At 65.5% G+C, this 21,303-nt stretch carries 19 protein-coding genes and 1 pseudogene; 6 read left to right on the forward strand and 14 right to left on the reverse strand.

Going from position 1 to position 21,303, the window contains the following annotated elements; translation table 11 throughout:
* Nucleotides 1-39: 39 nt before the first annotated feature.
* The 3 genes from BM075_RS16855 to BM075_RS16865 form a co-directional block, all read right to left on the reverse strand.
* Nucleotides 40-870: a 4-(cytidine 5'-diphospho)-2-C-methyl-D-erythritol kinase gene (locus tag BM075_RS16855; RefSeq protein ID WP_093361918.1), complete on the reverse strand. Its 831-nt coding sequence runs from the start codon at nucleotides 868-870 to the stop codon at nucleotides 40-42.
* Nucleotides 863-2,578, reverse strand: coding sequence for a tetratricopeptide repeat protein (locus tag BM075_RS16860; RefSeq protein ID WP_245758885.1), 1,716 nt, complete (start codon nucleotides 2,576-2,578; stop codon nucleotides 863-865). The genes BM075_RS16855 and BM075_RS16860 overlap by 8 nt, the downstream gene beginning before the upstream one ends.
* A 145-nt stretch (nucleotides 2,579-2,723) precedes the next feature.
* Nucleotides 2,724-4,376, reverse strand: coding sequence for an electron transfer flavoprotein-ubiquinone oxidoreductase (locus BM075_RS16865; protein ID WP_093361919.1), 1,653 nt, complete (start codon nucleotides 4,374-4,376; stop codon nucleotides 2,724-2,726).
* A 218-nt stretch (nucleotides 4,377-4,594) separates the two neighbouring features.
* On the opposite strand from BM075_RS16865, the gene greA reads away from it, so the two are divergent.
* Entirely contained in the window at nucleotides 4,595-5,065 is a 471-nt protein-coding gene (gene greA, locus BM075_RS16870; RefSeq protein ID WP_093361864.1) for a transcription elongation factor GreA, read from the forward strand.
* 18 nt (nucleotides 5,066-5,083) lie between these two features.
* Nucleotides 5,084-6,124, forward strand: a complete 1,041-nt coding sequence (locus tag BM075_RS16875; RefSeq protein WP_245758886.1) for a hypothetical protein — start codon at nucleotides 5,084-5,086, stop codon at nucleotides 6,122-6,124.
* Nucleotides 6,125-6,127: 3 nt separating this feature from the next.
* On the opposite strand, the gene BM075_RS16880 is transcribed toward BM075_RS16875, so the two are convergent.
* A complete protein-coding gene (locus tag BM075_RS16880; protein ID WP_093361865.1) occupies nucleotides 6,128-6,715 on the reverse strand; it encodes a GNAT family N-acetyltransferase in 588 nt (195 codons plus the stop codon).
* Nucleotides 6,716-6,842: 127 nt separating this feature from the next.
* Between BM075_RS16880 and BM075_RS16885 the strand changes: the two genes are divergently transcribed.
* Complete coding sequence (locus BM075_RS16885) at nucleotides 6,843-7,556, forward strand: AzlC family ABC transporter permease (RefSeq protein WP_093361866.1); 714 nt, start codon at nucleotides 6,843-6,845, stop codon at nucleotides 7,554-7,556.
* Nucleotides 7,553-7,882, forward strand: a complete 330-nt coding sequence (locus tag BM075_RS16890; protein WP_093361867.1) for an AzlD domain-containing protein — start codon at nucleotides 7,553-7,555, stop codon at nucleotides 7,880-7,882. The genes BM075_RS16885 and BM075_RS16890 overlap by 4 nt, the downstream gene beginning before the upstream one ends.
* On the opposite strand, the gene BM075_RS16895 is transcribed toward BM075_RS16890, so the two are convergent.
* The 5 genes and pseudogenes from BM075_RS16895 to BM075_RS16915 all read right to left on the reverse strand — a co-directional run bounded on the left by BM075_RS16895 (nucleotide 7,871) and on the right by BM075_RS16915 (nucleotide 12,065).
* Nucleotides 7,871-8,569: a hypothetical protein gene (locus BM075_RS16895; RefSeq protein ID WP_093361868.1), complete on the reverse strand. Its 699-nt coding sequence runs from the start codon at nucleotides 8,567-8,569 to the stop codon at nucleotides 7,871-7,873. The genes BM075_RS16890 and BM075_RS16895 overlap by 12 nt on opposite strands.
* A gap of 29 nt (nucleotides 8,570-8,598) precedes the next feature.
* Nucleotides 8,599-8,739 (reverse strand): aa3-type cytochrome c oxidase subunit IV, encoded by a 141-nt coding sequence (locus tag BM075_RS16900; protein ID WP_093361869.1) that lies wholly within the window; start codon nucleotides 8,737-8,739, stop codon nucleotides 8,599-8,601.
* A 96-nt stretch (nucleotides 8,740-8,835) separates the two neighbouring features.
* Nucleotides 8,836-9,289, reverse strand: a pseudogene (locus BM075_RS16905) (hypothetical protein).
* Nucleotides 9,290-9,303: 14 nt separating this feature from the next.
* Nucleotides 9,304-10,353, reverse strand: coding sequence for an MBL fold metallo-hydrolase (locus BM075_RS16910; protein WP_093361870.1), 1,050 nt, complete (start codon nucleotides 10,351-10,353; stop codon nucleotides 9,304-9,306).
* A 2-nt stretch (nucleotides 10,354-10,355) separates the two neighbouring features.
* A complete protein-coding gene (locus BM075_RS16915; protein ID WP_093361871.1) occupies nucleotides 10,356-12,065 on the reverse strand; it encodes an acyl-CoA dehydrogenase in 1,710 nt (569 codons plus the stop codon).
* Nucleotides 12,066-12,174: 109 nt separating this feature from the next.
* On the opposite strand from BM075_RS16915, the gene BM075_RS16920 reads away from it, so the two are divergent.
* Entirely contained in the window at nucleotides 12,175-13,122 is a 948-nt protein-coding gene (locus BM075_RS16920) for an L-threonylcarbamoyladenylate synthase (protein WP_093361921.1), read from the forward strand.
* Nucleotides 13,123-13,245: 123 nt separating this feature from the next.
* Here BM075_RS16920 and BM075_RS16925 read toward each other — a convergent pair whose 3' ends face one another.
* Entirely contained in the window at nucleotides 13,246-13,815 is a 570-nt protein-coding gene (locus BM075_RS16925) for a YqgE/AlgH family protein (protein ID WP_093361922.1), read from the reverse strand.
* Between the two features lie 114 nt (nucleotides 13,816-13,929).
* Here BM075_RS16925 and BM075_RS16930 point away from each other — a divergent pair, with 114 nt between their 5' ends.
* Nucleotides 13,930-14,760, forward strand: coding sequence for a protein-disulfide reductase DsbD domain-containing protein (locus tag BM075_RS16930; protein ID WP_093361872.1), 831 nt, complete (start codon nucleotides 13,930-13,932; stop codon nucleotides 14,758-14,760).
* Between the two features lie 15 nt (nucleotides 14,761-14,775).
* Here BM075_RS16930 and BM075_RS16935 read toward each other — a convergent pair whose 3' ends face one another.
* The 4 genes from BM075_RS16935 to BM075_RS16950 form a co-directional block, all read right to left on the reverse strand.
* Nucleotides 14,776-18,213 (reverse strand): efflux RND transporter permease subunit, encoded by a 3,438-nt coding sequence (locus tag BM075_RS16935; RefSeq protein ID WP_093361873.1) that lies wholly within the window; start codon nucleotides 18,211-18,213, stop codon nucleotides 14,776-14,778.
* Between the two features lie 4 nt (nucleotides 18,214-18,217).
* Nucleotides 18,218-19,696, reverse strand: a complete 1,479-nt coding sequence (locus BM075_RS16940) for an efflux RND transporter periplasmic adaptor subunit (RefSeq protein ID WP_093361874.1) — start codon at nucleotides 19,694-19,696, stop codon at nucleotides 18,218-18,220.
* Nucleotides 19,697-19,815: 119 nt separating this feature from the next.
* A complete protein-coding gene (gene moaB, locus BM075_RS16945; protein ID WP_093361875.1) occupies nucleotides 19,816-20,358 on the reverse strand; it encodes a molybdenum cofactor biosynthesis protein B in 543 nt (180 codons plus the stop codon).
* Between the two features lie 9 nt (nucleotides 20,359-20,367).
* Nucleotides 20,368-21,183, reverse strand: a complete 816-nt coding sequence (locus BM075_RS16950; protein WP_093361876.1) for a uracil-DNA glycosylase — start codon at nucleotides 21,181-21,183, stop codon at nucleotides 20,368-20,370.
* Nucleotides 21,184-21,303: the final 120 nt, after the last annotated feature.

Here is a 21,303-nt window from a genome sequence, read left to right on the forward strand (position 1 = left end):
CCTCCGGCGGGGATATTTTTCGACACAAGAAGTTTCAGGTCAGGCGAGGATCGTCGGCGTCACCCACCAGTTCGGATGGGTGCGGGTGATCGCGTGTGCAGCCTGGTGTGCCGCTTGCTCATCCGGAAACAGACCGAAGCAGGTCGCGCCGGACCCGGACATGCGGGACAGGAGACACTCGGGTTGCGCCCGCACCACGCGCAAAGCGTCGGAAATCGTCGGCTCCAACATGCAGGCGGGCGATTCCAGGTCGTTTCGCTGTCGGGCGAGCCAGCCAGCCACCTCTTGCACCGTGGACCCTCCGGGTGGCACCTCCGGCATCGGGCGGTTGCCGGTGTGCGACAGGCTCTTGAAGACCAAGGGCGTCGCCACCGCGACGCCGGGATTGACAAGGACAGCCGGCAGGGGCGACAGCGGCGGCAAGGGGGTGAGTTCCTCGCCGATGCCCGTCATCCGAACCGGGCGACGGTCAATGCAAACCGGAACGTCCGCGCCGAGTTCGAGGGTCTTTTCCAACGCCGGCATTTCTGTCGCGTAGAGGCGGGCGAGCGCTCTCAGGGTCGCGGCCGCGTCAGCCGAGCCGCCTCCGATGCCGGAGGCGCTTGGCAATGTCTTTTCAAGGGTGAGGGCCACCGCCGCCGCACCGAACACTGCGGCCGCGCGGAGAACGAGGTTGGAGCCGTCCGTCGGCACGCCGGCCGACCGCGGGCCGGTCACGCGGAAGGAGGGCTCCGGAGCCCGTTCGGCGATGATCCGGTCTCCGACGTCGGCGAACACGACGAGGCTGTCGAGAAGGTGGTAGCCGTCGCGCCGCCGGCCGGTGACATGGAGTGTCAGGTTGACCTTTGCCGGGGCGAATTCCTCAACCACCATCGTTGGCGACTGCCAGCGGCTCCGCGCCTTCGTCCGCGAGTACGGCATCCAGACCGACATCGAGCTTGCGGCGGATGCGTTCGGCCTCTTCCGGCTCCGGCCCGAAGGACAGCGCCCGGTGCCACTGGAACTCCGCCTCGATGCGCCGCCCAACAGCCCAGTAAGCGTCACCCAGGTGGTCGTTGACCACCGGGTCCGTCGCCATCAGTTCGGCAGCGCGTTCGAGTTCGATCACGGCTTCGTCGTACTGGCCCATGCGGTAGTACGCCCAGCCCAGCGAGTCCGTGATGTATCCGCTTCCCGGCTGAGCCGCCACGGCCTGCTGGATCATGTCCAGCGCCTCATCCAGGTTCGTATCCATCTCCAGGAAAGAGTAGCCAAGGTAGTTGAGCACCTGCGGCTGCCCTGGGTTCAGGTCCAGCGCCTTGCGGAAGTCGGCCTCCGCCTCCTGCCAACGCTTGCCGCGTTCATTCGTGATGCCGCGAGCATAATAGACGATCCACTGTCCCGGCTCGTCCTCATCGAAGAGTGCGATGGCGGCGTCGTATGCGGCGCCGGCTTCGTCGTAACGCTCTTCCCCGCGCAACATGTCTCCCAGCGTGACCTGCACGATCGGCAGATTGCCGTGGGTTTCCGCGAGTTGCTGCAGCACCTCAATCGCCGCATCGGTGCGACCCGACTTATGCAGCGCGTCCGCCCGACCAATCTCGGCCACGTGGAACCCGGCATGATCCCTTGGGACGCGGTTGTAGGTTTCGGTGGCAAGCTCGAACCTGTCCTGCGCCTCCAGAAGGTTCGCGCTCAGCAGGATGGCGTCGACGTGGTCCGGGTTGAGATACTCGGCGACCCGCGCATAGAGCAGCGTGTAGGCGTCCGCCGCCTCGCCTTCCAAAGCACCGGCCACGGTGTAGAACACCTCCGCAAGCCCGTCGCGGATGCCGCGGACCTGGGTAAAGGGAATGGTTTCCCCGGCTTCCAGGCGTGTCACCAGGTCCTCGAGGCCCGGGTCCAGATCGTTGCCCCAGCCCATTTCAATCAGTTCGAGCGCGGCATCGTGGCGGCCGAGCTGGCTCAGGACCTGCGCATGGGCCATCGCGCTGCGCCGGGTCAGTGGCAGGGGGCCGTTCTCCTCGCCGGAAAAGATCTTCTCGGCGGCTTCGAAATCGCCCGCAAACGCGAGGGCCAGCGCTTTGTGATACATCGCAAAGCCGGAGAGGCCGGTGTTCTCGGAGGCCGCGTCGAAGGCTGCCATGGCCGCCTCCGCCTCACCTTCGCCAAGGAGGCTCCAGGCTGCGACCAGGCCGTCCACCAGGGGGCCAACCGAGAGGTCCTCGGGGAGGCCTTTGACCACCTCGCCGTAGCGCTCATTGGCCAGCATATCCACCATCACGACCATGTTGGACATCTGGCTGAACGTCTTCTGCTCGCGCATCTTCTGCGCAATGGGCACGGCGGAGTCCACGTCCCCCAGGCCGACGAAGGCCATCACCAGGTTTTCCTGCAAACCGGGATTACCGGGGTCGCGGGCCAGCGTTCGGGAGTAGTAATCAGACGCCGCGCGATAGTCGCTGTAGTAACTGGCATGACGCGCGGCCAGATAGGCGCCAGCAAGGCCGTTGCTCAAGGGCGCGTCGGCGGCGGTGGCGGGCGGCACCAATGTCAAGCTCAGCGCGAGAGACAGGATGGCGGGGCGGAACAGGGACAAAGGCGGCCTCGTAATCGATGAATGCATCCAAATGTAGCGCCAGCGGGCGCTCGAAACAACAACGCTGCGTGCCGACCGGCCCGGATTTGCCCCGCGTGACGACAATGTGAGCGGGGCGCGGATGCGCGCCGCGCCCCACCCGGGATCACATGTTGGGGTAGTTCGGCCCGTCACCGCCCTGCGGCACCGTCCAGTTGATGTTCTGGCTCGGGTCCTTGATATCGCAGGTCTTGCAGTGCACGCAGTTCTGGAAGTTGATGACGAAGCGCGGAGCCGTCCCCTCCTCCTCGACAAACTCGTAGACACCAGCCGGGCAATATCGCGCGGACGGGCCGGCGAACTTCGGTAGGTTGACCTGCACTGGCACGTCCGGATCGGCCAGCTTCAGGTGGCAGGGCTGGCTTTCCTCGTGATTGGTGAAGGAAAAGCTGACGTTCGTCAGCCGGTCGAACGAAAGCACACCGTCGGGCTTGGGATAGTCGATCGGCTTGAACTTCGCCGCTTCGCCGGTGGCCTCCGCATCCGTCTTGCCGTGTTTCATCGTGCCGAACGGATTCCAGCCGATCTTGGAGCCAAGCAACATGTCCAGCCCACCGAGCGTCAGCCCCCCGACGAGGCCGTACTTCGACCAGAGCGGTTTCACGTTGCGGACCGGCTTGAGATCCTTCCCCACGGGGCCGGTGCGCAGGGCCGCATCGTAGTCGGTCAGTTCGTCGCCCTCCCGGCCCGCCGACATCGCAGCGTGGGCGGCCTCCGCTGCGGCGATACCGGAGTGCATTGCGTTGTGGATGCCCTTGATCCGGGGCACGTTGATGAGCCCCGCCGAACAGCCCAGCAATACCCCACCCGGAAAGGCCGTCTTGGGGATCGACTGAAACCCGCCCTCGGAAATCGCCCGCGCACCGTAGGCCACGCGTTTGCCGCCCTTCAGCAGTTCCGCCACCATCGGGTGATGCTTGAACCGCTGGAATTCCATGTACGGAAACAGATACGGGTTGGCGTAGTTCAGGTGCACCACGAAGCCGACGCAGACCTGATTGTTCTCCATATGATAGATGAAGGACCCCCCGCCCGCGTTCGAGCCGAGCGGCCAGCCCATCGTGTGGGTCACTGTTCCCTCACGGTGCTTGGCCGGGTCGATCTCCCACAGTTCCTTCATCCCCAGACCGAACTTCTGAACGTCGCTGTTCTTGTCGAGGTCGAACCGGCTGATGAGCTGCTTTGCGAGCGAGCCACGCACGCCTTCGGAAATTAACACGTACTTGCCGTTGAGCACCATGCCGGGTTCGTAGCCCGGGCCGGGCGTCCCGTCGGTGTTCTTGCCGAACTCGCCCGCGACGACGCCCTTCACCTCGCCGTTCTCGCCGTAGACCAGTTCGGAGCACGACATTCCGGGGAATATCTCCACGCCGAGCGCCTCGGCCTGCTCTGCCATCCAACGGCAGACGTTGCCAAGGCTGACGATGTAGCAATGATGATTGTTCATCAGCTTCGGCATCATGGCGTTGGGCAGCCTGATACCGCCGCCCTCCCCCAGCACGAAGAACTCGTCGCGCTGGACCTTCGTCGTGATCGGCGCGCCCTTCTCTCGCCAGTCCGGGATCAGGGTGTCGAGCCCGCCGGGGTCCATAACCGCGCCCGACAGGATGTGGGCACCCACCTCCGAGCCCTTTTCAAGGACCACGACATTCAGGTCCGGGTCGAGCTGCTTCAGCCGGATCGCCGCCGACAGTCCGGACGGACCGGCCCCCACGATGACGACATCGCAATCCATCGCTTCGCGTTCGATTTCGCTCATGGCGGTGCTGCCTCCCATACCGGCGCGGTCAAAAATTGGCCTCCGACATGCCTACCGGACAGAAAACTGGACCGTCAATGGCAATGCTGCAGAGCGGCAAAGTCACCAGCCCCGTAAGGCCGGACATTCGGGCAAGGTGCGACCACTTGACATTGACGGCCCTGCTTGAGTTAAGGGCGTTCAACCCAATCCCGACAATTCAACCGTGCAGGGAAGACATGGAAAAGATACCGATGACCCGCGCGGGCTACACCGCGCTGGATAAAGAACTGAAAACCCTGAAGACCGTCGACCGCCCCGCCATCATCAAGGCGATTGCCGAGGCGCGGGAACATGGCGATCTGTCGGAAAATGCCGAGTACCACTCCGCCCGCGAGAAGCAGAGCTTCGTGGAAGGCCGGATCAAGGAACTCGAAAGCTTCATCTCGCTGGCCAACGTCATCGACCCGAGCACCCTTTCCGGACCGATCAAATTCGGCGCCACCGTCACGATCGTGGATGAGGACACCGACGAGGAGAAGACCTACCAGATTGTGGGTGAGCCCGAGGCCGATCTGGAAAAGGGCCTGCTGAACATCAAGTCGCCCATCGCGCGGGCCCTGATCGGCAAGGAAGAGGGGGACAGCATAGAAGTTCGCACACCAGGTGGCGAAAAGAGCTATGAGGTTCTGAGCATAAAGTACGTCTGAGTCGGACTGCAGCCGCCCATGATCTGGAAGGGACGACATCTCGAAGACACCGGGCGGACCGGCCCGTTCGGCGGTCTGGCGGCCGAGGACATCGTCGCGCTCGTTCTGAGCGCGCTGTGGCTCTTCGGAGCCGGCGTGTTCTTCATGGTGCTGCCGCGCCCGGCAGGGGCGGAGGTTCCGGGATTCGACCCCGCTCTGTTCCTGATGACGCTGTTTGCCGTGTTCATGCCGGTGGCCCTGATATGGGTGGCCACGACCGCGGCGAAGAATGCCAAGCTGATGCGGGAGGAAAGCAGCCACCTGCAGGAGTCCGTCGATGCGATGCGCGCGGCCTACATGAACCAGACGGGCGCGCGCCCTGACGGAATCCGGCCGCCGCTGGAGCAAAAACTCGACGAGATCGCCCGCGCCCAGAAGAAGACCGAGGCGGCGCTGGCCCACCTGACCTCTGTGAACGCCCGCATGACTGCACAGGCCAACGAGACCGCCGCGCTTCGTCCGGCGTTGCGCGGCCCGAAACCAGCCGCCGCGGCCCGAACGGAACAACCCTCGCTGGCGCTCGACACCGAAACGCAGGATGCGACAGCGCCGCTTTCCTCGGAAGACTTCGTGAAGGCGCTGGATTTCCCCGAGGACGTCCGCGACAGGGACGGGTTCCGCGCCCTGCGGTTGGCACTGAAGGACCCGATGGCCGGGGCCTTGGTGCGCTCCGCACAAGATCTTCTGACCCTGCTGGCGGAGGACGGCATCTACATGGACGATCTCGAGCCGGACCGGGCCCGCCCGGAGATCTGGCGCAAGTTCGCCGCCGGCGAGCGGGGGCGGGCCATTGCCCCGCTTGGGGGCATCCGCGACCGGTCGAGCCTTGCGCTGACCGCCGGCCGGATGCGGCAGGACACGGTCTTTCGCGATTGCGCCCACCACTTCCTCCGCCGCTTCGATTCCACCTTCGCCACCTTCGAGAAGGAGGCCAGCGACGCGGACATCATCACGTTCGCCGACACCCGCAGCGCCCGCGCCTTCATGCTGATCGGGCGCGTATCCGGCACGTTCGACTGACGGCTACCGCCTGTCGACCAGGCGGCTCATCGTCGTGGCGTGGTGGTAACCGAAAAGAACCTTGAAAATCCCTGTATCCTTTCGGCCAGTCGGCGTGAATCCGTGCCGTTCGTAGAGCGCGCGCGCCCTCAGGTTGGTATCGATCACGTCCAGCCGCACTTCCTTCATGCCCTGCGCCTGCGCTTCGTCCATGATGGCGCCAATGAGAGCGGTGCCAACGCCCATGCCCCGCGCAGCGCGGTCGACAAAGAGACCGTCCATCACCATCTGGCCATGGCCGAGAGGCCGGTCCATCAGGTCCAACAGAGGCCCCCGCCACACCGCGCCGAGACGCCCGTATACACGGGCGAGATCCGGAAAATCACCCGTCAACAAGCCGCCACGCCACGTCTTGATGCCGACAACGCCCAGCAGGGTGCCGGTATCGGAGAACGCCGTGAGCGCATGTTCCGGCCGCAATGCCCGTTCGATGAAATCCAGGGCCCGAGCCTCCGGCGCCATCAACCAGCCAAGCTTGCCGGAAAACGCCTGCCAGAAGAGGGCGGCCACTTCGCCCCGTTGGCCCTCTGGAAAGCCATGCTCGATCTTCATCCGGCGCTGCCGCCTCTCTGCCTGCGCCCCGCGTCCCTCAAGGTAGCGCAAGAGGCACGCCCCGTGTGCAATTGCATCCACCCTCCGCATCGCCTATGCGCGATGAGGCGCAATCTAGAGGCCGCAAGTGACCATCACAAACCCCAAATCGGCATATTTCGACGGGCTCAAGGGCGGCGCGCCCTTCTTGCTCGTCCTCGCCCCATTCGCGTTGCTGTTCGGTGTTGTGGCGACCGAAGCTGGGCTAGATCTCGCTCAAATCATGGGCTTTTCCGTGATCGTCATCGCAGGCGCGGCGCAATTCACCGCCCTACAGCTCATGTCGGACAACGCCCCCGCCATCGTCATCCTAGTGTCGTCTCTGGCCGTCAACTTGCGGATGGCGATGTACTCAGCCTCCCTGGCGCCCCACTTTGGCGCCGCGCCGTTCTGGCAACGGGCGCTGCTTAGCTACGCGCTCTTCGACCAGAACTACGCCCTCTCCATCGCCCGGTTCGAGGCCGACCGGCAAATGACGCTGACGGACCGGCTGGCGTTCTTCGCGGGCGCCTCGACCCCGCTCGTCCCGGTCTGGATCGCGTTCACGCTGATCGGCGCATTGGTCGGGCGTGGAATCCCGGAGGAGTTCGCGCTGGATTTCGCGCTGCCCATCACCTTCATCGCGTTGATCGGGCCCGCGCTCAGGACGGTCGCGCATTTGACTGCGGCGCTGGTCTCCGTCGTTCTCTCGCTGCTGCTGGCCGGTCTGCCCTACAACCTCGGCCTCATGGTCGCGGCGCTGGCGGCTTTGGCGGCAGGGGCAGAGATGGAGCGACGCCTGTATCCGGGAGGCATCCGATGAGCTACTCCTATGGCGCCACCTGGGGGCTGATCATTGCGATCGGGATCGGCACCTACCTGATCCGCTTTTCTTTTCTCGGCCTGATCGGGGAACGAAAGCTGCCGGAATGGGTGCTCCGCCACCTGCGCTACACGCCGGTCGCGGTGATCCCCGGCATCATCGCGCCACTTGTCGCCTGGCCGGCCGCCACTGGCGGGGATCCGGACCCGGCCCGCCTGATCGCGGCCGCGGTGACGGGACTGACCGGGTATTTCACACGCAGCGTTCTGCTCGCCATCCTCGGCGGGATGGCGAGCCTTTACGTGTGTTTGGCGCTATTTGGGTGAGGCTGCGGCCGCGGCCACGTAGGCCTGCCCTTCCTCGATCGCCTGCCGCCCATACGGCTCCGGCCCGGCCACGACCTGGATATCCTGGCGCATCCGCGGGCTGTCCGTGATCATGTCGGACCGGTCATCGGGACCGTCGTCATAGTACCGGCGGATCTGCACGCCCGGAATCGTGTCGAAGGCGCGCATGGTCTTCTTGGGCCAGGGCGACGCGGGCAGATCCTCGAAGCCCGGAACACCGCGCATGATCCGGTGGATGGACGTGGTGCAGAAGGCTTTCGACACAGCGCCGTATTCCTGCGCCCGTTGCAGGGCGATCTCCGCCTGTTCGGGCGTGACAACCACGTCATGCCGGACGACGTGGTAGGTGTCCCGCGCGTGGTAGTCGATGTAGAAGTCCGCCAGGTTGTCGGTGATCCCGTAGTGAACGTCCGCCCGCTGCGGCGCATGCGGATGGTGGAAGCTTCCCGCCGGATCGAAGATGATCCGCTGCGAGCCGCTGATCATAAGCCCGCTATGCGCGCCCTCGTTGGAGCGGTTGTTGATCATGGTGAACAGCGTGATCGTCGGAGGACCGTCGTCCCGGTAGACCGCCGCCTGTACGTCCTGATCCGATGCCCAGGGGCCCTGTGGTGTGCAGGCGCCTAGCAGCAAGGGCAGGAACACTGCCAGTAGGATGGCTCTCATCCGACCTTCCAAATCTTGTAGTCTCGGTTTCAGGCGCCAAATAGCGCCGCAATGAGCAGGAGCACAACGCACCCAATTGCCGCGCGGGTTACAAGGTAGATGAACCCGTCGAAAGTCTTCTCTTGCGTGCTGACATCCATATTGCCGTGCGAGTGCGCGTTATCCGCCATGATGGTGGCTCCTGTTCGCTGTCCTGTCTCCCGTCCTGCTTAGCCCACTTGCGGAAGCCTGTTAAGGGCGGCGATGCGCGGCGGCTCAACGGGTGATCACGCCTTCGTGTCTTCAGGCTCGTCCCCCGCCAGACCTTCGGCGAGCCGGAAGCCGATACGGCGCGGCGCCGGCGCCTCCGGACGCTTCGGCAGAGCGCGGAGGATGACGTTAAGCTGGCTCACATGCTGGATAAGCTGTGTCCGCGTCGGTCCCGTAGAAGGTCACGATATCCGGATCGAAATAGCCGATCCCCTCGATCCGCAGCACACCCGCGCTCGCGCCAGTGAATCCCATGGCCACCTCGTGCTCGCCATCCAGCAATTCCTCGAAGTTCTTGATATAGAGGATCAGCCGCTCGTAGGCCCACTTCGCAGGGCTCTTCCGGCTCGGCGGCGTGCGCACCATGTCCGGCAGCGGCTGGCATTCGACCGTCTTTGCGTTGGGGTCGGCGTGAACGGCGTGGGCGCGGGGCGCAGCCGGTTCCGGCTCTTGGGTCTCGTCGCTCGCCATCCCGTACTCCCGTATCAGTCCAATCGGTGCCAAAGCCATGCGCCGTCGTCGCGGCGCCAGCGGGTGATGCGGCCCGTCTGGTACAGATGATTGAGGTGGCCGACCGATTCAACAAGGGCGAGCACGTATTCTCCCGCCCCGATCTCCCGCCGGTAAAGCGCCGGGAAACACTCGTGCGCCGTGCGCGGCTCGACGAGGTGCTCCATTAGCCGGTCGAGGGCGGTTGAGTGGTTATCGATCAACTGCCGCATGCGAACCGGAAGCCCGGTAAAGGGCAGCTTGTGACCAGGCAGGACGAAGTGGTCGTCTCGCGCGTGCCGAGCGAGCAGCTCGCAGCTTTCCAGCCACTCGCCCACCGGGTCCGCCTCCGGCTCGGTCGGGTAGACGCCGAGGTTGGGCGAGATGGACGGCAGAAGCTGGTCGCCGCCCAGCACCAACGCATCGTCGCGGCTCCAAAAGGTCGCATGTTCGGCGGCGTGGCCGTTGCCCATGCGCACGTCCCACTCCCTCCCGCTGATGCGGATCGTCTGCCCCTCCGCGATGCGCGTAAAGCCCAGCGGCATCGGCCAGACCACATCGGCGAAGTTGAACGGCCGTTCCGCGACACGCTGCGTGTAGACCTCCGGCGCGATCCCGGCCGCTCGGTAATAGGCCAGCGTCTCCGGCGGCCACTGTTCCTGCACGTCGAGTGTCAGCATTCGGGAGTAGAGCCAGGCGGTGCGGCTCGCCACCAGTTCCGTGCCATGCTGTGACTGGAACCACCCAGCGAGGCCGACGTGGTCAGGGTGGTGATGGGTCAAGAGCACGCGGGTCACGGGCTTGCCGGACAGCGGGCCGGAGTCCAACAGCGCGGTCCAGATCTCGCGGGTCCGCCGGGTGGATAACCCGGTATCCACGACCGTCCAGCCGTCGCCATCGTCAAGCGCGAAAATGTTGACGTGGTTCAATGCCATGGGCAGTGGCAAACGCAGCCACAACACACCCTCGGCGATTTCGATGGCCTCTCCGTCCGCCGGCGGCGTGTCATACGGATAACGGATCGGCAGTGGGGCTCGCGCATTCATCTTTAAGTCGTCTCCAAATCCTCGACCGTCACGTCGAACAACCCATCCGCACCGGCCTTCACCTGCGCAATCAGCGCCCCATGTTCCGGCAGCAGCCGCGCTACGAAAAAGGCGGCAAGCCGGGTGCGCGGCCCCGTTCCGCCCTCGGCGATGGCAGCCGCCAGATGGAAGTGCGCGCCCAGAACGCGTGCCAGCGCGCGCAAGTAAGCGGTGCACCCCGCGAAACGGTCCCGCAGCTCCTGCTGCACAAGCCATTCGGTCAGATCGCGGACCGCCCGTGCGGCGTCCGCCACCCGACCGGACATCGCGGGCAAGCTTACCCGCGCGCTCTCGGCTTGCGCAGTCACCTCGTCGAGCAACGCCAGTGCCGCGCGTCCCCCGTCCGCCATTTTCCGCCCCGTGAGGTCCATCGCCTGAATTCCGTTGGTGCCTTCGTAAATCTGCGTCACCCGCACGTCACGGGCGAGTTGCGCGGCGCCGGTTTCCTCGATGTATCCCATGCCGCCATGCACCTGGATGCCGATCTGCGCAACCTCGTGCCCGATATCCGTCCCGTGCGCCTTCGAGATCGGCGTCAACAACGCTGCCCGCGCCGCCCACTCTGCTTCACCCGTTGCGCGGGCCATGTCGATCGCCACTGCGTTCGCCAACGCGATCGCCCGCGCGGCAAAGGTCTCGGCCTTCATCGTCGCCACCATACGGCGGACGTCGGGGTGTTCGATGATTGTCCCCGTGCCGCCCACCCTGCCCTGCTTGCGCTCAAGCGCGAATGCGACCGCCTTCTGCGTCGCGGCCTCGGCAATGCCAATCCCCTGGCAGCCGACCCCGAGACGCGCGTTGTTCATCATCGTGAACATCGCCGCCATCCCGCCGTTCTCGTCGCCTATGAGCCAACCGGTCGCACGGTCGTACTCCATCACGCAGGTGGGCGAGCCGTGCAGGCCCAGCTTGTGCTCAAGGCTGACCACGCGAAGGCTGTTGACCGCACACGGCACGCCGGTCGCATCCGGCAGATGCCGCGGCACCAGAAACAGGCTGATCCCCTTGGTGCCGGGCGGCGAATCCGGCAAACGCGCGAGCACAAGATGGCAGACGTTGTCCACGAACTCCGCATCCCCCCAGGTGATGTAGATCTTCTGCCCGATGATCGCGTAGGTCCCGTCCTCGTTCGGCTCCGCCCGCGTCACCAGCGCCCCCACATCCGATCCCGCGCCGGATTCGGTCAGGTTCATCGTGCCGGTCCATTCGCCCGAAATGAGTTTCGGCAGGTAGAGCGCCTTGATCTCCTCGCTCGCATGCGCCTCCAGCGCTTCGATCTGCCCCTGTGTGAGCATTGGATTGAGCTGCAAGGACAGACAAGCCGCCGACATCATCTCGTTGATCGCGGTTTGCAGCGTCAGAGGCAGCCCCATGCCGCCATGGGCGGGCGGCGCCGCCACGCAAATCCAACCGCCCTTGGCAATCGCGCGATAAGCCTCCGCAAATCCTGGTGAGGAGTGCACCTGCCCCCCGTCGAGCCGGGCCGGCACCGTGTCGCCCGCGCGGTCCACGGGGGCGAGCACATCCTCGCAGAGCCTCCCGGCCTCCACCAGAATCGCGGTGGTCATGTCCTCGGTCGCCTCTGAAAAGAGCTCCGTGCTCTGAACGCGGTCGAACCCGACGACGTGAGACAACAGGAAGCCGAAGTCGGACAGAGGAGCGCGGTAGGACATGACGGTTTCCCTTGCAGACGGCCTTGGCACGGGCGAACGTCGAGCGTATCACCCGTGGCTCATAAACAAAGTACCCGGCACCAATACCGACGCTGCGTCAACAGGGACCATGCAAACCGCCACCGAACGTCTCGCCCCCGATGCCGCCGGAATAGACCGGGCGGCGGCGCTATTGCGGCAGGGAGCGCTCGTCGCCTTCCCGACGGAGACGGTCTATGGCCTCGGCGCGGATGCGCGCCAGGGGACGGCCGTGGCCGAGATCTTCGCAGCCAAGGGTCGCCCGCAATTCAACCCGCTCATCGTGCACGTCGCCGATCTGGACGCCGCCCGACGGCTCGGCGATTTCGATGCCGACGCCCTTGCGCTTGCGAACGCCTTCTGGCCCGGGCCGCTGACCCTGGTGGTGCCGATGCGCGCGGGGTCCGGCCTTTCGGAACTGGTGACAGCCGGGCTCCGCACCGTGGGCATCCGCGTGCCCGCCGGCACGGTGGTCGAGCCGCTGTTGCGGACCTTCGGCGGACCGGTTGCTGCGCCCTCCGCAAACCTGTCCGGCAAAGTCAGCCCCACGACGGCCGATCACGTCCTCGAAGGCCTCGGCGGGGGCATTGCAGCCGTGCTCGATGGCGGACGCACAGAGGTCGGGGTCGAATCCACCATTGTCGGGTGTTTCGATCATCCCCGCCTCCTTCGTCCGGGCGGGCTGCCGACCGAGTCCATCGAGGCGGCACTTGGACGGCCTCTCGCCCACGCCCCCGCCGGCAAGACGCCCAACGCGCCCGGCCAACTCGCATCGCACTACGCCCCGGATGCGCCGATCCGGCTCAATGTGACGGCTCCACGTCCTGGTGAACGCCTGCTCGGCTTCGGCCCGACAGTAAAGGACGCTGATCTGAACCTCTCGCCTTCCGGCGATCTGGTGGAGGCGGCCTCAAATCTCTTCGCCTACCTGCGCCGGATGGACGGCCGCGGCCCGATCGCCGTCTCCCCGATCCCGGAGCGCGGGCTCGGCCGTGCAATCAACGACCGCCTGGCCCGCGCCGCCGCGCCGCGACCCTGAACCCGTAGGCCACCGGCGCCCACCTCTGCGAAGTAGGCGCACCCAATCTTCTTGTTGGCGAAAATACCCAATTTCCGACGTCGTCCAGGGACGCCACGACCCCAATTCCGCGCGGCGAAAGCCTCAGGCGCGCCCCGCGCTCGCACTCAGGGTCAACGGCCCGATCCCCAACGTCGCCAAGGCCATCTCCCACTTCTGCGCGTTGTCCCGCGCAAAGACGATGTCCGTCGTCGCATCGCAGGTGAGCCATCCGTTGTGGGAAATCTCGCTTTCCAACTGCCCCGGCGCCCACCCCGAATAGCCGAGCGCAAGCAGTGCCTGCTTCGGTCCGCGATGGTGGGCCATGTCCTCCAGGATCTCCAGCGTCGCGGTCATGGAGAATTTCTCGTCGACCCTCAGCGTCGACTCCTCGATATCGTATTCCGACGAATGGAGGACGAAGCCCCGTCCATGCTCCACCGGTCCGCCGACATGGATCTGGGTGGCCATGTCGCGGCTGGGAGGCTCGATGTCGAGCTGCTCCAGAAGGTCCCCGAACTCGAGGTCCGCTGCCGGCTGGTTGATGATCAGGCCCATAGCGCCGTCTCCGGAATGTGCACACATGAAGACGACCGACCGATCGAAGCGGGGGTCGCCCATGCCGGGCATGGCAATCAGAAGCTTGCCGGAAAGATCCATTTGGCTCTCAGTCATTGTGGGAACAATGCGATGCCGCGCGATGAGGCACAAGGGGACGTGAGGTAGCGCAGGCATTCCGTCGCCACTATGTGATTTCCCTCCTTCGCATCGCTGGCTAAAGTTGCCGCGATGACCCGGACCCGTTCTCTCTCGGCGCCTGCCGCCCTGTTCGTTGCCCTTGTCGCCATGCTTGTGCCGGACGCCGTGCGCGCCGGCAGCGGGCCGCCCTCCAGTGTGGTCACCGGCGAGGTGCTCGAAGGTTGGACGACCGAATCGGGAAACCGCATGGCTGCGCTTCGGCTGCAGCTCGCTCCAGGTTGGAAAACGTACTGGCGCGCCCCCGGAGATACCGGCGTGCCCCCGAACTTTTCCTGGAAAGGCTCCCAGAACCTGCGCGGGGTCATCTATCACTGGCCGAGCCCGGACATCTTCAGCGTCAATGGCTTGCGGACGGTGGGGTACAAGCACGAGTTGGTGCTGCCGATCGAACTCGTCCCGCAGACTCCTGGCGCACCGATCCACTTGCGGGGCGCAATGGATCTTGGCGTTTGCGAGACGGTTTGCATGCCCGCCAACCTCACGTTCCGGGCCGATATGACGGGGTCAGGGCAATCCGACCCGCGGATTCATCAGGCCCTCGCCAGTCGCCCCCTGCCCTCGGGCAGGGCCGGCGTCTCGGATGTGGATTGTGCCGTCGAGCCGATTTCCGACGGCGTCCAACTTCAGGCGACGATCACCATGCCGGGGCTGGGCGGCGAGGAGATCGCGCTGGTTGAGACGAACGATCCCCGCATCTGGGTGTCCGAACCGGTCACACAGCGCTCGGGCCGCACATTGCGGGTCATGGCCGATCTGGTGCCGCCCTCGGGCAAGCCGCTCGCGGTGGACCGAGGTGGCCTGCGTTTTACCGTGGTCGGGGCCAGTCAGGCCGTGGACATTCAGGGCTGTTCCGTCAACTGAGGCCACCCTGCCCGGTCAAGGCTGTGCCGCGCCGGTTCGCGTCTCCGCCGCAAACTTCCTCCGTCCTGTCAGAGCCAGAACAAGCGCGCCGATAACGAAGGCGGCGAACGTGATTGCCACCGCACCGAGAACGAACAGCGCAAGCGCTCCGCCAATGCCCGCCGCCCCCATTCCCAGGGCAGCGCCCAGCGGAGGCCAGATCGCCCCCGCAACCAGCGCGTGCCCCATCGTCGCGACGAACAGCACCGCGACAGCAACGGTCGCGGCGAGCGTCGGCCAGGACACGGCCCGCGCCCGCCCGGGCTGGCGCACGGCGCGCCGCGTCGCCGCGACCTGACGTGCCACATCCCGCTGCACGGCCAGCAGCGACGGCACGATGAGTAGCACCAGCAGGACACCAAAACCCAGGCCGTAGACGAGCGTGATGACCGTGGGCTTGAGAAATTGCGCCTGCCGCGAAGGTTCATAAAGCAAGGGGGCCAGCCCGATCACCGTCGTCATCGTCGTCAACAGGACCGGGCGGAGCCGGTCGGCCGCAGCATCGATGATCGCCGGAATCAGCCCGCGCTCCCGTTCGTAGTCGTCGACTGTCGTCACCAGAACGATGGAATCGTTAATGATGATCCCCGACATGCCGATCAACCCGACCACGGTGAACATCGACAGCGGCAATTGCCAGGCGGAATGACCGTAGATCGTGCCGATCAGTCCGAACGGAATGACCGCCATGATCAGAAGCGGCCGGGTCCAGCTCGAGAAGACCCACGCGAGGGTCAGGTAGATACCCATCAGGCACAGGCCGAAGCCCACCATCGCGTCGTTGAGGAAGTCCCGCTCCTGCTCCGCCAGCCCGGAGAGACGGTGAGAGACGCCGAAATCCCGCTCGATCCGCGGGAGGATATCGGTGCGCAGCGCCTCCACGATCTCTTGCGCGCGTGCCGGGTCGTCATCCGCGATATCGCCCATGACGCTGACCACACGGATGCCGTTCTCCCGCCGGATCGTCGAGAAGCCGTCCCGGCGGCTGACCTCCACGATGTCGGCCAGGGGCACATATTGGCCATCAGGCGTGCGAAGTTCGGTACGGCTCAGGAAATCTGCCGTCAACTCGCTCTCCGGCAGTTCGACCCTGATCTCGGCGCTGCGTGGACCCAGCGGATAGGTGGCCGCCTCGATCCCGTTCAGCCGGTTCCGCATCACCCGGCCCAGGTCGTCGACGGTGAAGCCGAGCGCCTCGCCTTGCGGGGTCAGGTCGAGGATCAGCTCCTCCTTGTCATAGGCCAGATCGTCCTCGACCGCAGAAACCTCGCTGAATTGCGTGACTTCCTGCTTCAGCTTCTCCGCGGCGGATTTGAGGATGGCGGGACTTGCGCCGTAGAACTGCACGTCCAGCGCGTCGCCACCCGGCCCAGAATACCACCCGCGGAAGCTGATGGTCTCGACCAGCGGATGGCGCTCCACGCGGTCCTGCAGATCGCTGACGAACACCGCGCTGGAATAGGGACGCAGGTCCGGATCGATCAGTTCCACGGCGATGGAGCCGAGCTGGTCTTCGTCCTTGCCCTCCGTCCCGGCCAGGCCGCGCCCGGTGTTTCCGCCAATCTCGGCCAGTGCGTAGGTTACAGGGTTGGTGCCGTATGTTGCCTCGTATTCCGCCCCAAGCGCCTCTACCGCCACCTGGAACGCCCGCATTTGCTCCAGCGAATCCTCCCGTGTCGCCCCCGGCGCCATCGCGAAATTGCCGGAGACGGAGCCCTCCTCCGGCGCAGAAAAGAAACGCCACTGCATATCGCCGCGCACCAGCAGGACGACCTGAGCGGACAGCAGCAAAAGAAGGCCGGCGAGAACCGGGTAGCGCGCCCAGATCACCAGCGCCATCAGGCGGCGGAAAACGGTGTGCCGAAACCAGACGAAACCGCGGTTCATCGTCCGCGACGGCCAATCGAACCACGCTTCTTTTTTCGAGGACGCGTGCAGCGAATGCGCGAGGTGGTTGGGCAGGATCAGGAAGCACTCCACCAGGGAGGCCATCAGAACGACGATCACCGTGAGGGGAATGTCGGCGATCATGTTGCCAAACCGGCCGCCGATGGCCATGAGCCCGGCGAAGGCAATCACTGTGGTAAGGCTCGCAGCAAACACCGGGGAGGTCATCCGGCGGGCGGCGTTCTCGGCGGCGGCAACCGGGTGCTCCCCCATCCGCCGCACGCGAAAATCGGCGTGCTCGCCCACAACGATGGCATCGTCCACGATGATGCCCAGCGTCAGCAGCAAGGCAAAGAGCGACATCATGTTGAGCGTCAGCCCACCCACCCACATGAAAAACAACGCCATCAGCATGGCGACCGGAATGCCCGCGGCCACCCAAAGCGCGGTGCGGGCATTGAGGAACAGAAACAGCAGAACGACGACCAGGCCGAGGCCGAGGATCGCGTTTTCGAACAAGACGTTCAGTCGGCTGGAGATCTGCTCCGAACGCGTGCGGATCAGGTCGATGGTGACACCCTCGGGCAACCCTTCGAGCGTCTCGGCCGCGACGCGCTCCACGATCTCTTGAATTTCGATCGCATCACCCTGCGCCGAGCGGTCCACCCGCAAGGAAACGGCCGGATCGTTGCCGACGAAATAGCTGCGGTTGCGGTTGACCCCTTCAACCCGGATCTGTGCCACGTCTCCGATCGTGAGCCGGGTGCCGTCGCGGTTGGAGCGCAGGGTGATCTCCGCAATCTCTTCCGCCGACCGTTTCTCGCTACCGGTACGCACGCGGGCATTGGCCCCGGTCACATCCCCGGCGGGCGCGGCGTCCACCTCGCCTGCAATGGCATCAGCGATTTCGGACATGGTCACGTTGTGCCGCACCAGTGAAAGCGTGGGGACTTCCACCACGACCTGCGGCGCGGCCACACCGCGGATGGTGGTTCGCGTCACGCCTTCGGCATAGAGCCTTGCGACGAATTCATCGGTAAACCGCGCGAGCAGATCGACGCTTACGGGGCCTGAGATGACCACGTCCGACACCCTGTCGCGCCAGGCATCCCGGCGGACCGTGGGTTCGTCCACGTCTTCGGGGAGGTTGGTGATTGCATCGACCGCCTGCTGCACGTCGTCAGCGGCGCGCCCCATGTCATAGCCGGGCTCGAACTCCAGTTCGATGCTCGCGCGACCCTCTCGCGCGATGGACTCCGAGCTTTCCACCCCGTCCACGGCCAGCAACGCCGGTTCGAGAAGCTCGACGACGGCTGCGTCCACGTCTTCGGCGCCGGCGCCGTCCCAGGTGACGGACACGGTGATGCTGTCCAGGACCACGTCGGGGAAGTACTGCGCCCGCATCCGCGGGAAGGCAAAAAGGCCGGCGACGACTAGCACCACGAGCAGCAGGTTGGCCGCGGTGCCGTGCCGGGTGAAATAGGAGAGAATGCCGGGATGGGATGGGGCGGGCACGTGATCGTCCATGCGGTCAGCCCCCCATCCGGCTCTCGATGCGCTCCACCATCTGCGCCGGCACCTGCTCCTCTTGAAGTTGCGAGAGGATACGCGCCTTGGCATCCGCCGGCATCGCGCCATTGGCCTCCACCGCCGCAATCAGCGCGGCGCGTCGATCCGGCGACAGGGTGATCATCTGCCCCTCGGGCTCGACCGCCGCGTCGCTGGCAGCGACATCCATTTTCTCGGCCGACAGGTCCTTCACGCGAATGCCCGTACCAAGTAGCGGCGAGCGTTCCGCCACCACGCGCCTGCCCTCCAATCCGGCCGCCGCGACGATCACGTCGTCCCCCTGCCTGCGCAGCAGATCCACCCGGGCCGTCTCCAACCGCGCGTCTTCGTTTATGACCAAAAGTGTATTGGCCGCGTCGAGCGCTGTCGCGGGCAGCACCGCCACATCGCTCAGTTCCGGCTCCTCCACGTGAACGGTCACGAAATCTCCGGGCCGGAAGCCGGCGAAACGGTCCAGTCGGGCGAACAGCAAACGGCCGGTCTGGCCCTCGCCCACGGAGGCGTCGACGCGCGAGACCAGTCCGAATGCCTCGAGGTCGACCCCCAGCACGTCGAGCGTGACGCGCACGGGCGCGCCGATCAGTCGGCCGGTCTCGTTCAGAAGGCGGGCATATTGCGATGTCGAAACGCGAAAGGCGACCTCCAATGACTCCGGATCGATCAGTGTGGCGAGCCGTTCGTTCTGGGTCACGAGACCGCCCTCGACGACAGACACATCGGCCAGCGTGCCGGAAAATGCGGCGCGGACCTCCGTATCCTCCAGATCGCGCTGTGCCTCGCCGAAGGCGATCCGCGCGCGGGCGAGCGCGTTGCGGGCGACGTCCAGCCGATTCTCCGCGTCCGCTTCGGACAGGCGGCGACTCACGACAGCCTGGTTGGCGCTGGCCTCCGCAAGGGCTGCTTCCTCGATCGCCGCCTCAGTGCCCACACCGCGGCCGGCCAGATCCTGCTGGCGCTTCAATGCCTGTGTGCGCAAGTCGGCCTGTGCCCGGGATGCCGCCAGTTCGTCCCGCACCAGCGCCAGGTTGCGCAGAGCGTCCCGTAATTCCGCCTCCGCCTCGGCGACATCGGTGCGGGCGACCTCGAGCGCCGCTTCGGCATCGTTGGGATCGACTCGCGCCAACAACGCACCGGCCTCGACCCTCGCGCCGGATTCCATGGAGTCCGACAGTTCGACGATCCGCCCGCCAGCCCCGGCGCGAACCTCGAGCGTCCGCCGGCTCTGGATTTCCCCGAAGGCCACCATGATCGGGACCACGTCTTCGGCCACGACCTCCACCGAATTGACCGACAGAACCCGCTCGCTGGCGGGGCGTTGCGCGACTTCGCGGTTCATCCGCTCCTGGACGGCCTCGTAAAAGATCCGCCCGCCATAGGCGAGCAGCCCGACCGTCATCGACAGCAGGAACAGCCCCGTGAGGGATCTGCGAAGAAACTGCATCCAAGGCGCCCTTTCCGGCTGGTACGGCCAACGGACAATCTATTCCGAAACCGGAATGCGGTAAAACCACAGGCTTGTTACGTGCAACTGTGCCGAGTCCGTCGAAAAAAGTCTCGTTCTTACTTCCGCCGCAGGTGTTCTTCGAGCCGGGGCAGGATCTCAACGAAGTTGCAGGGCCGGTGGCGGTAGTCAAACTGCGCCTCCAGGATCTCGTCCCAGGCGTCCTTGCAGGCGCCAGGACTGCCGGGGAGCGCGAAGAGATAGGTTCCGCGCGCGACCCCCCCCGTCGCCCGCGACTGAACGGCCGAGGTGCCGATCTTTTTCATCGAGACCATCGTGAAGACGATGGCAAAGGCCTCGATCTCCTTTTCATACACGTCCCGATGCGCCTCGACCGTCACGTCCCGACCGGTGAGCCCGGTGCCGCCGGTGGACAAGACCACATCGATCTCCGGATCGTCGCACCACGTTGAAAGCTGCGACGCGATCTCGTTGCGTTCGTCCTGAACCAGTTTTCGCTCGGCCACCACGTGCCCGGCGCGTTCGATCCGCTCGACCAGAACGTCGCCGGAGCGGTCCTCCGCGAGCGAGCGGGTGTCGGAAACAGTCAGCACGGCGATACGGACGGGAACGAACGCCTTGGTGTCATCAATCTTGCTCATCGGCATCTCTTAATTTGGCGGCTCGAGGCGGGCCTGCAGATCCAGAAGATCTGCCCAGGCCTGCCGCTTGGCAGCGGGGTTGCGCAGCAGGTAGGCCGGGTGGAACATCGGCAAGGCCGGCAGGCCGCAGGCCTCGGCCCAGGTGCCGCGCAGCCGGGTGATGCCGCGTCGGCCCAGCATGGCCTGGCACGAGATATTTCCCATCAGCACCAGCAGGTCGGGCGCAGCGAGTGCCACGTGCCGCTCGACAAAGGGCTTCATCATGGCGATCTCTTCCGGATTTGGGTCGCGATTCTGCGGTGGCCGCCAGGGCAGGATGTTGGTGATGTAGAGCGCCGTGTCGAGGTCCGGCGAGGCTCGCGATAGGCCGATGGCGGCGAACATCCGGTCAAGCAGTTTCCCGGCTCTGCCGACGAACGGTTTGCCCTGCATATCCTCGTCCCGGCCGGGCGCTTCGCCGATGATCATGACCCGCGCACCAGGCCGGCCATCCGAAAAGACCAGTGTCCGGGCGGCCTTCTTGAGTTCGCAATGTTCGAAGGCGGCAAGCGCCGCCTGCAGGTCGTCCAGTGTCGCGGCCGCCTCGGCGGCGGCGCGCGCTTCGCCAATTGCGTCGGCGTCGGGCTGCACAACGACAGTCGGGCGCGTCTGTGGAGGGGGCGCAGATGGGGCTGGTGCTTCGGCCGCGGCACGCTTGCGTTCGGCCTCCGCCGCAGAGAGCGCATAGCGGTCCAGCGGCTCCTCCGCGATGCACAGGTCCGCCCCGAGCGCTATCTGGAAATCCAGTGCGGCAAACATTGCGTCCGGGGTGAGGTCCTGGGCCATGCGCTCTTGCTAGCGGATCGAATGACCATCGGAAAGCGGCACAATGGCCTGTGACGATGAACGCTCCTGCGGAGCGTGCCTTCGGCGAGGGTATTTGGCACCAACAAGACGCTTGCAGAC

The organism is Tropicimonas isoalkanivorans (genome assembly GCF_900112335.1).
Lineage (GTDB): Bacteria > Pseudomonadota > Alphaproteobacteria > Rhodobacterales > Rhodobacteraceae > Tropicimonas > Tropicimonas isoalkanivorans.

Excerpts from the sequence above, each read along its gene's own strand:
- BM075_RS16865 (WP_093361919.1), bottom strand. The coding sequence starts at position 4,376 with ATGAGCGAAATCGAACGCGAAGCGATGGATTGCGATGTCGTCATCGTG.
- greA (WP_093361864.1), top strand. The coding sequence starts at position 4,595 with ATGGAAAAGATACCGATGACCCGCGCGGGCTACACCGCGCTGGATAAA.
- BM075_RS16875 (WP_245758886.1), top strand. The coding sequence starts at position 5,084 with ATGATCTGGAAGGGACGACATCTCGAAGACACCGGGCGGACCGGCCCG.
- BM075_RS16880 (WP_093361865.1), bottom strand. The coding sequence starts at position 6,715 with ATGAAGATCGAGCATGGCTTTCCAGAGGGCCAACGGGGCGAAGTGGCC.
- BM075_RS16890 (WP_093361867.1), top strand. The coding sequence starts at position 7,553 with ATGAGCTACTCCTATGGCGCCACCTGGGGGCTGATCATTGCGATCGGG.
- BM075_RS16895 (WP_093361868.1), bottom strand. The coding sequence starts at position 8,569 with ATGAGAGCCATCCTACTGGCAGTGTTCCTGCCCTTGCTGCTAGGCGCC.
- BM075_RS16900 (WP_093361869.1), bottom strand. The coding sequence starts at position 8,739 with ATGGCGGATAACGCGCACTCGCACGGCAATATGGATGTCAGCACGCAA.
- BM075_RS16910 (WP_093361870.1), bottom strand. The coding sequence starts at position 10,353 with ATGAATGCGCGAGCCCCACTGCCGATCCGTTATCCGTATGACACGCCG.
- BM075_RS16915 (WP_093361871.1), bottom strand. The coding sequence starts at position 12,065 with ATGTCCTACCGCGCTCCTCTGTCCGACTTCGGCTTCCTGTTGTCTCAC.
- BM075_RS16920 (WP_093361921.1), top strand. The coding sequence starts at position 12,175 with ATGCAAACCGCCACCGAACGTCTCGCCCCCGATGCCGCCGGAATAGAC.
- BM075_RS16925 (WP_093361922.1), bottom strand. The coding sequence starts at position 13,815 with ATGACTGAGAGCCAAATGGATCTTTCCGGCAAGCTTCTGATTGCCATG.
- BM075_RS16930 (WP_093361872.1), top strand. The coding sequence starts at position 13,930 with ATGACCCGGACCCGTTCTCTCTCGGCGCCTGCCGCCCTGTTCGTTGCC.
- BM075_RS16935 (WP_093361873.1), bottom strand. The coding sequence starts at position 18,213 with ATGGACGATCACGTGCCCGCCCCATCCCATCCCGGCATTCTCTCCTAT.
- BM075_RS16940 (WP_093361874.1), bottom strand. The coding sequence starts at position 19,696 with ATGCAGTTTCTTCGCAGATCCCTCACGGGGCTGTTCCTGCTGTCGATG.
- moaB (WP_093361875.1), bottom strand. The coding sequence starts at position 20,358 with ATGAGCAAGATTGATGACACCAAGGCGTTCGTTCCCGTCCGTATCGCC.
- BM075_RS16950 (WP_093361876.1), bottom strand. The coding sequence starts at position 21,183 with ATGGCCCAGGACCTCACCCCGGACGCAATGTTTGCCGCACTGGATTTC.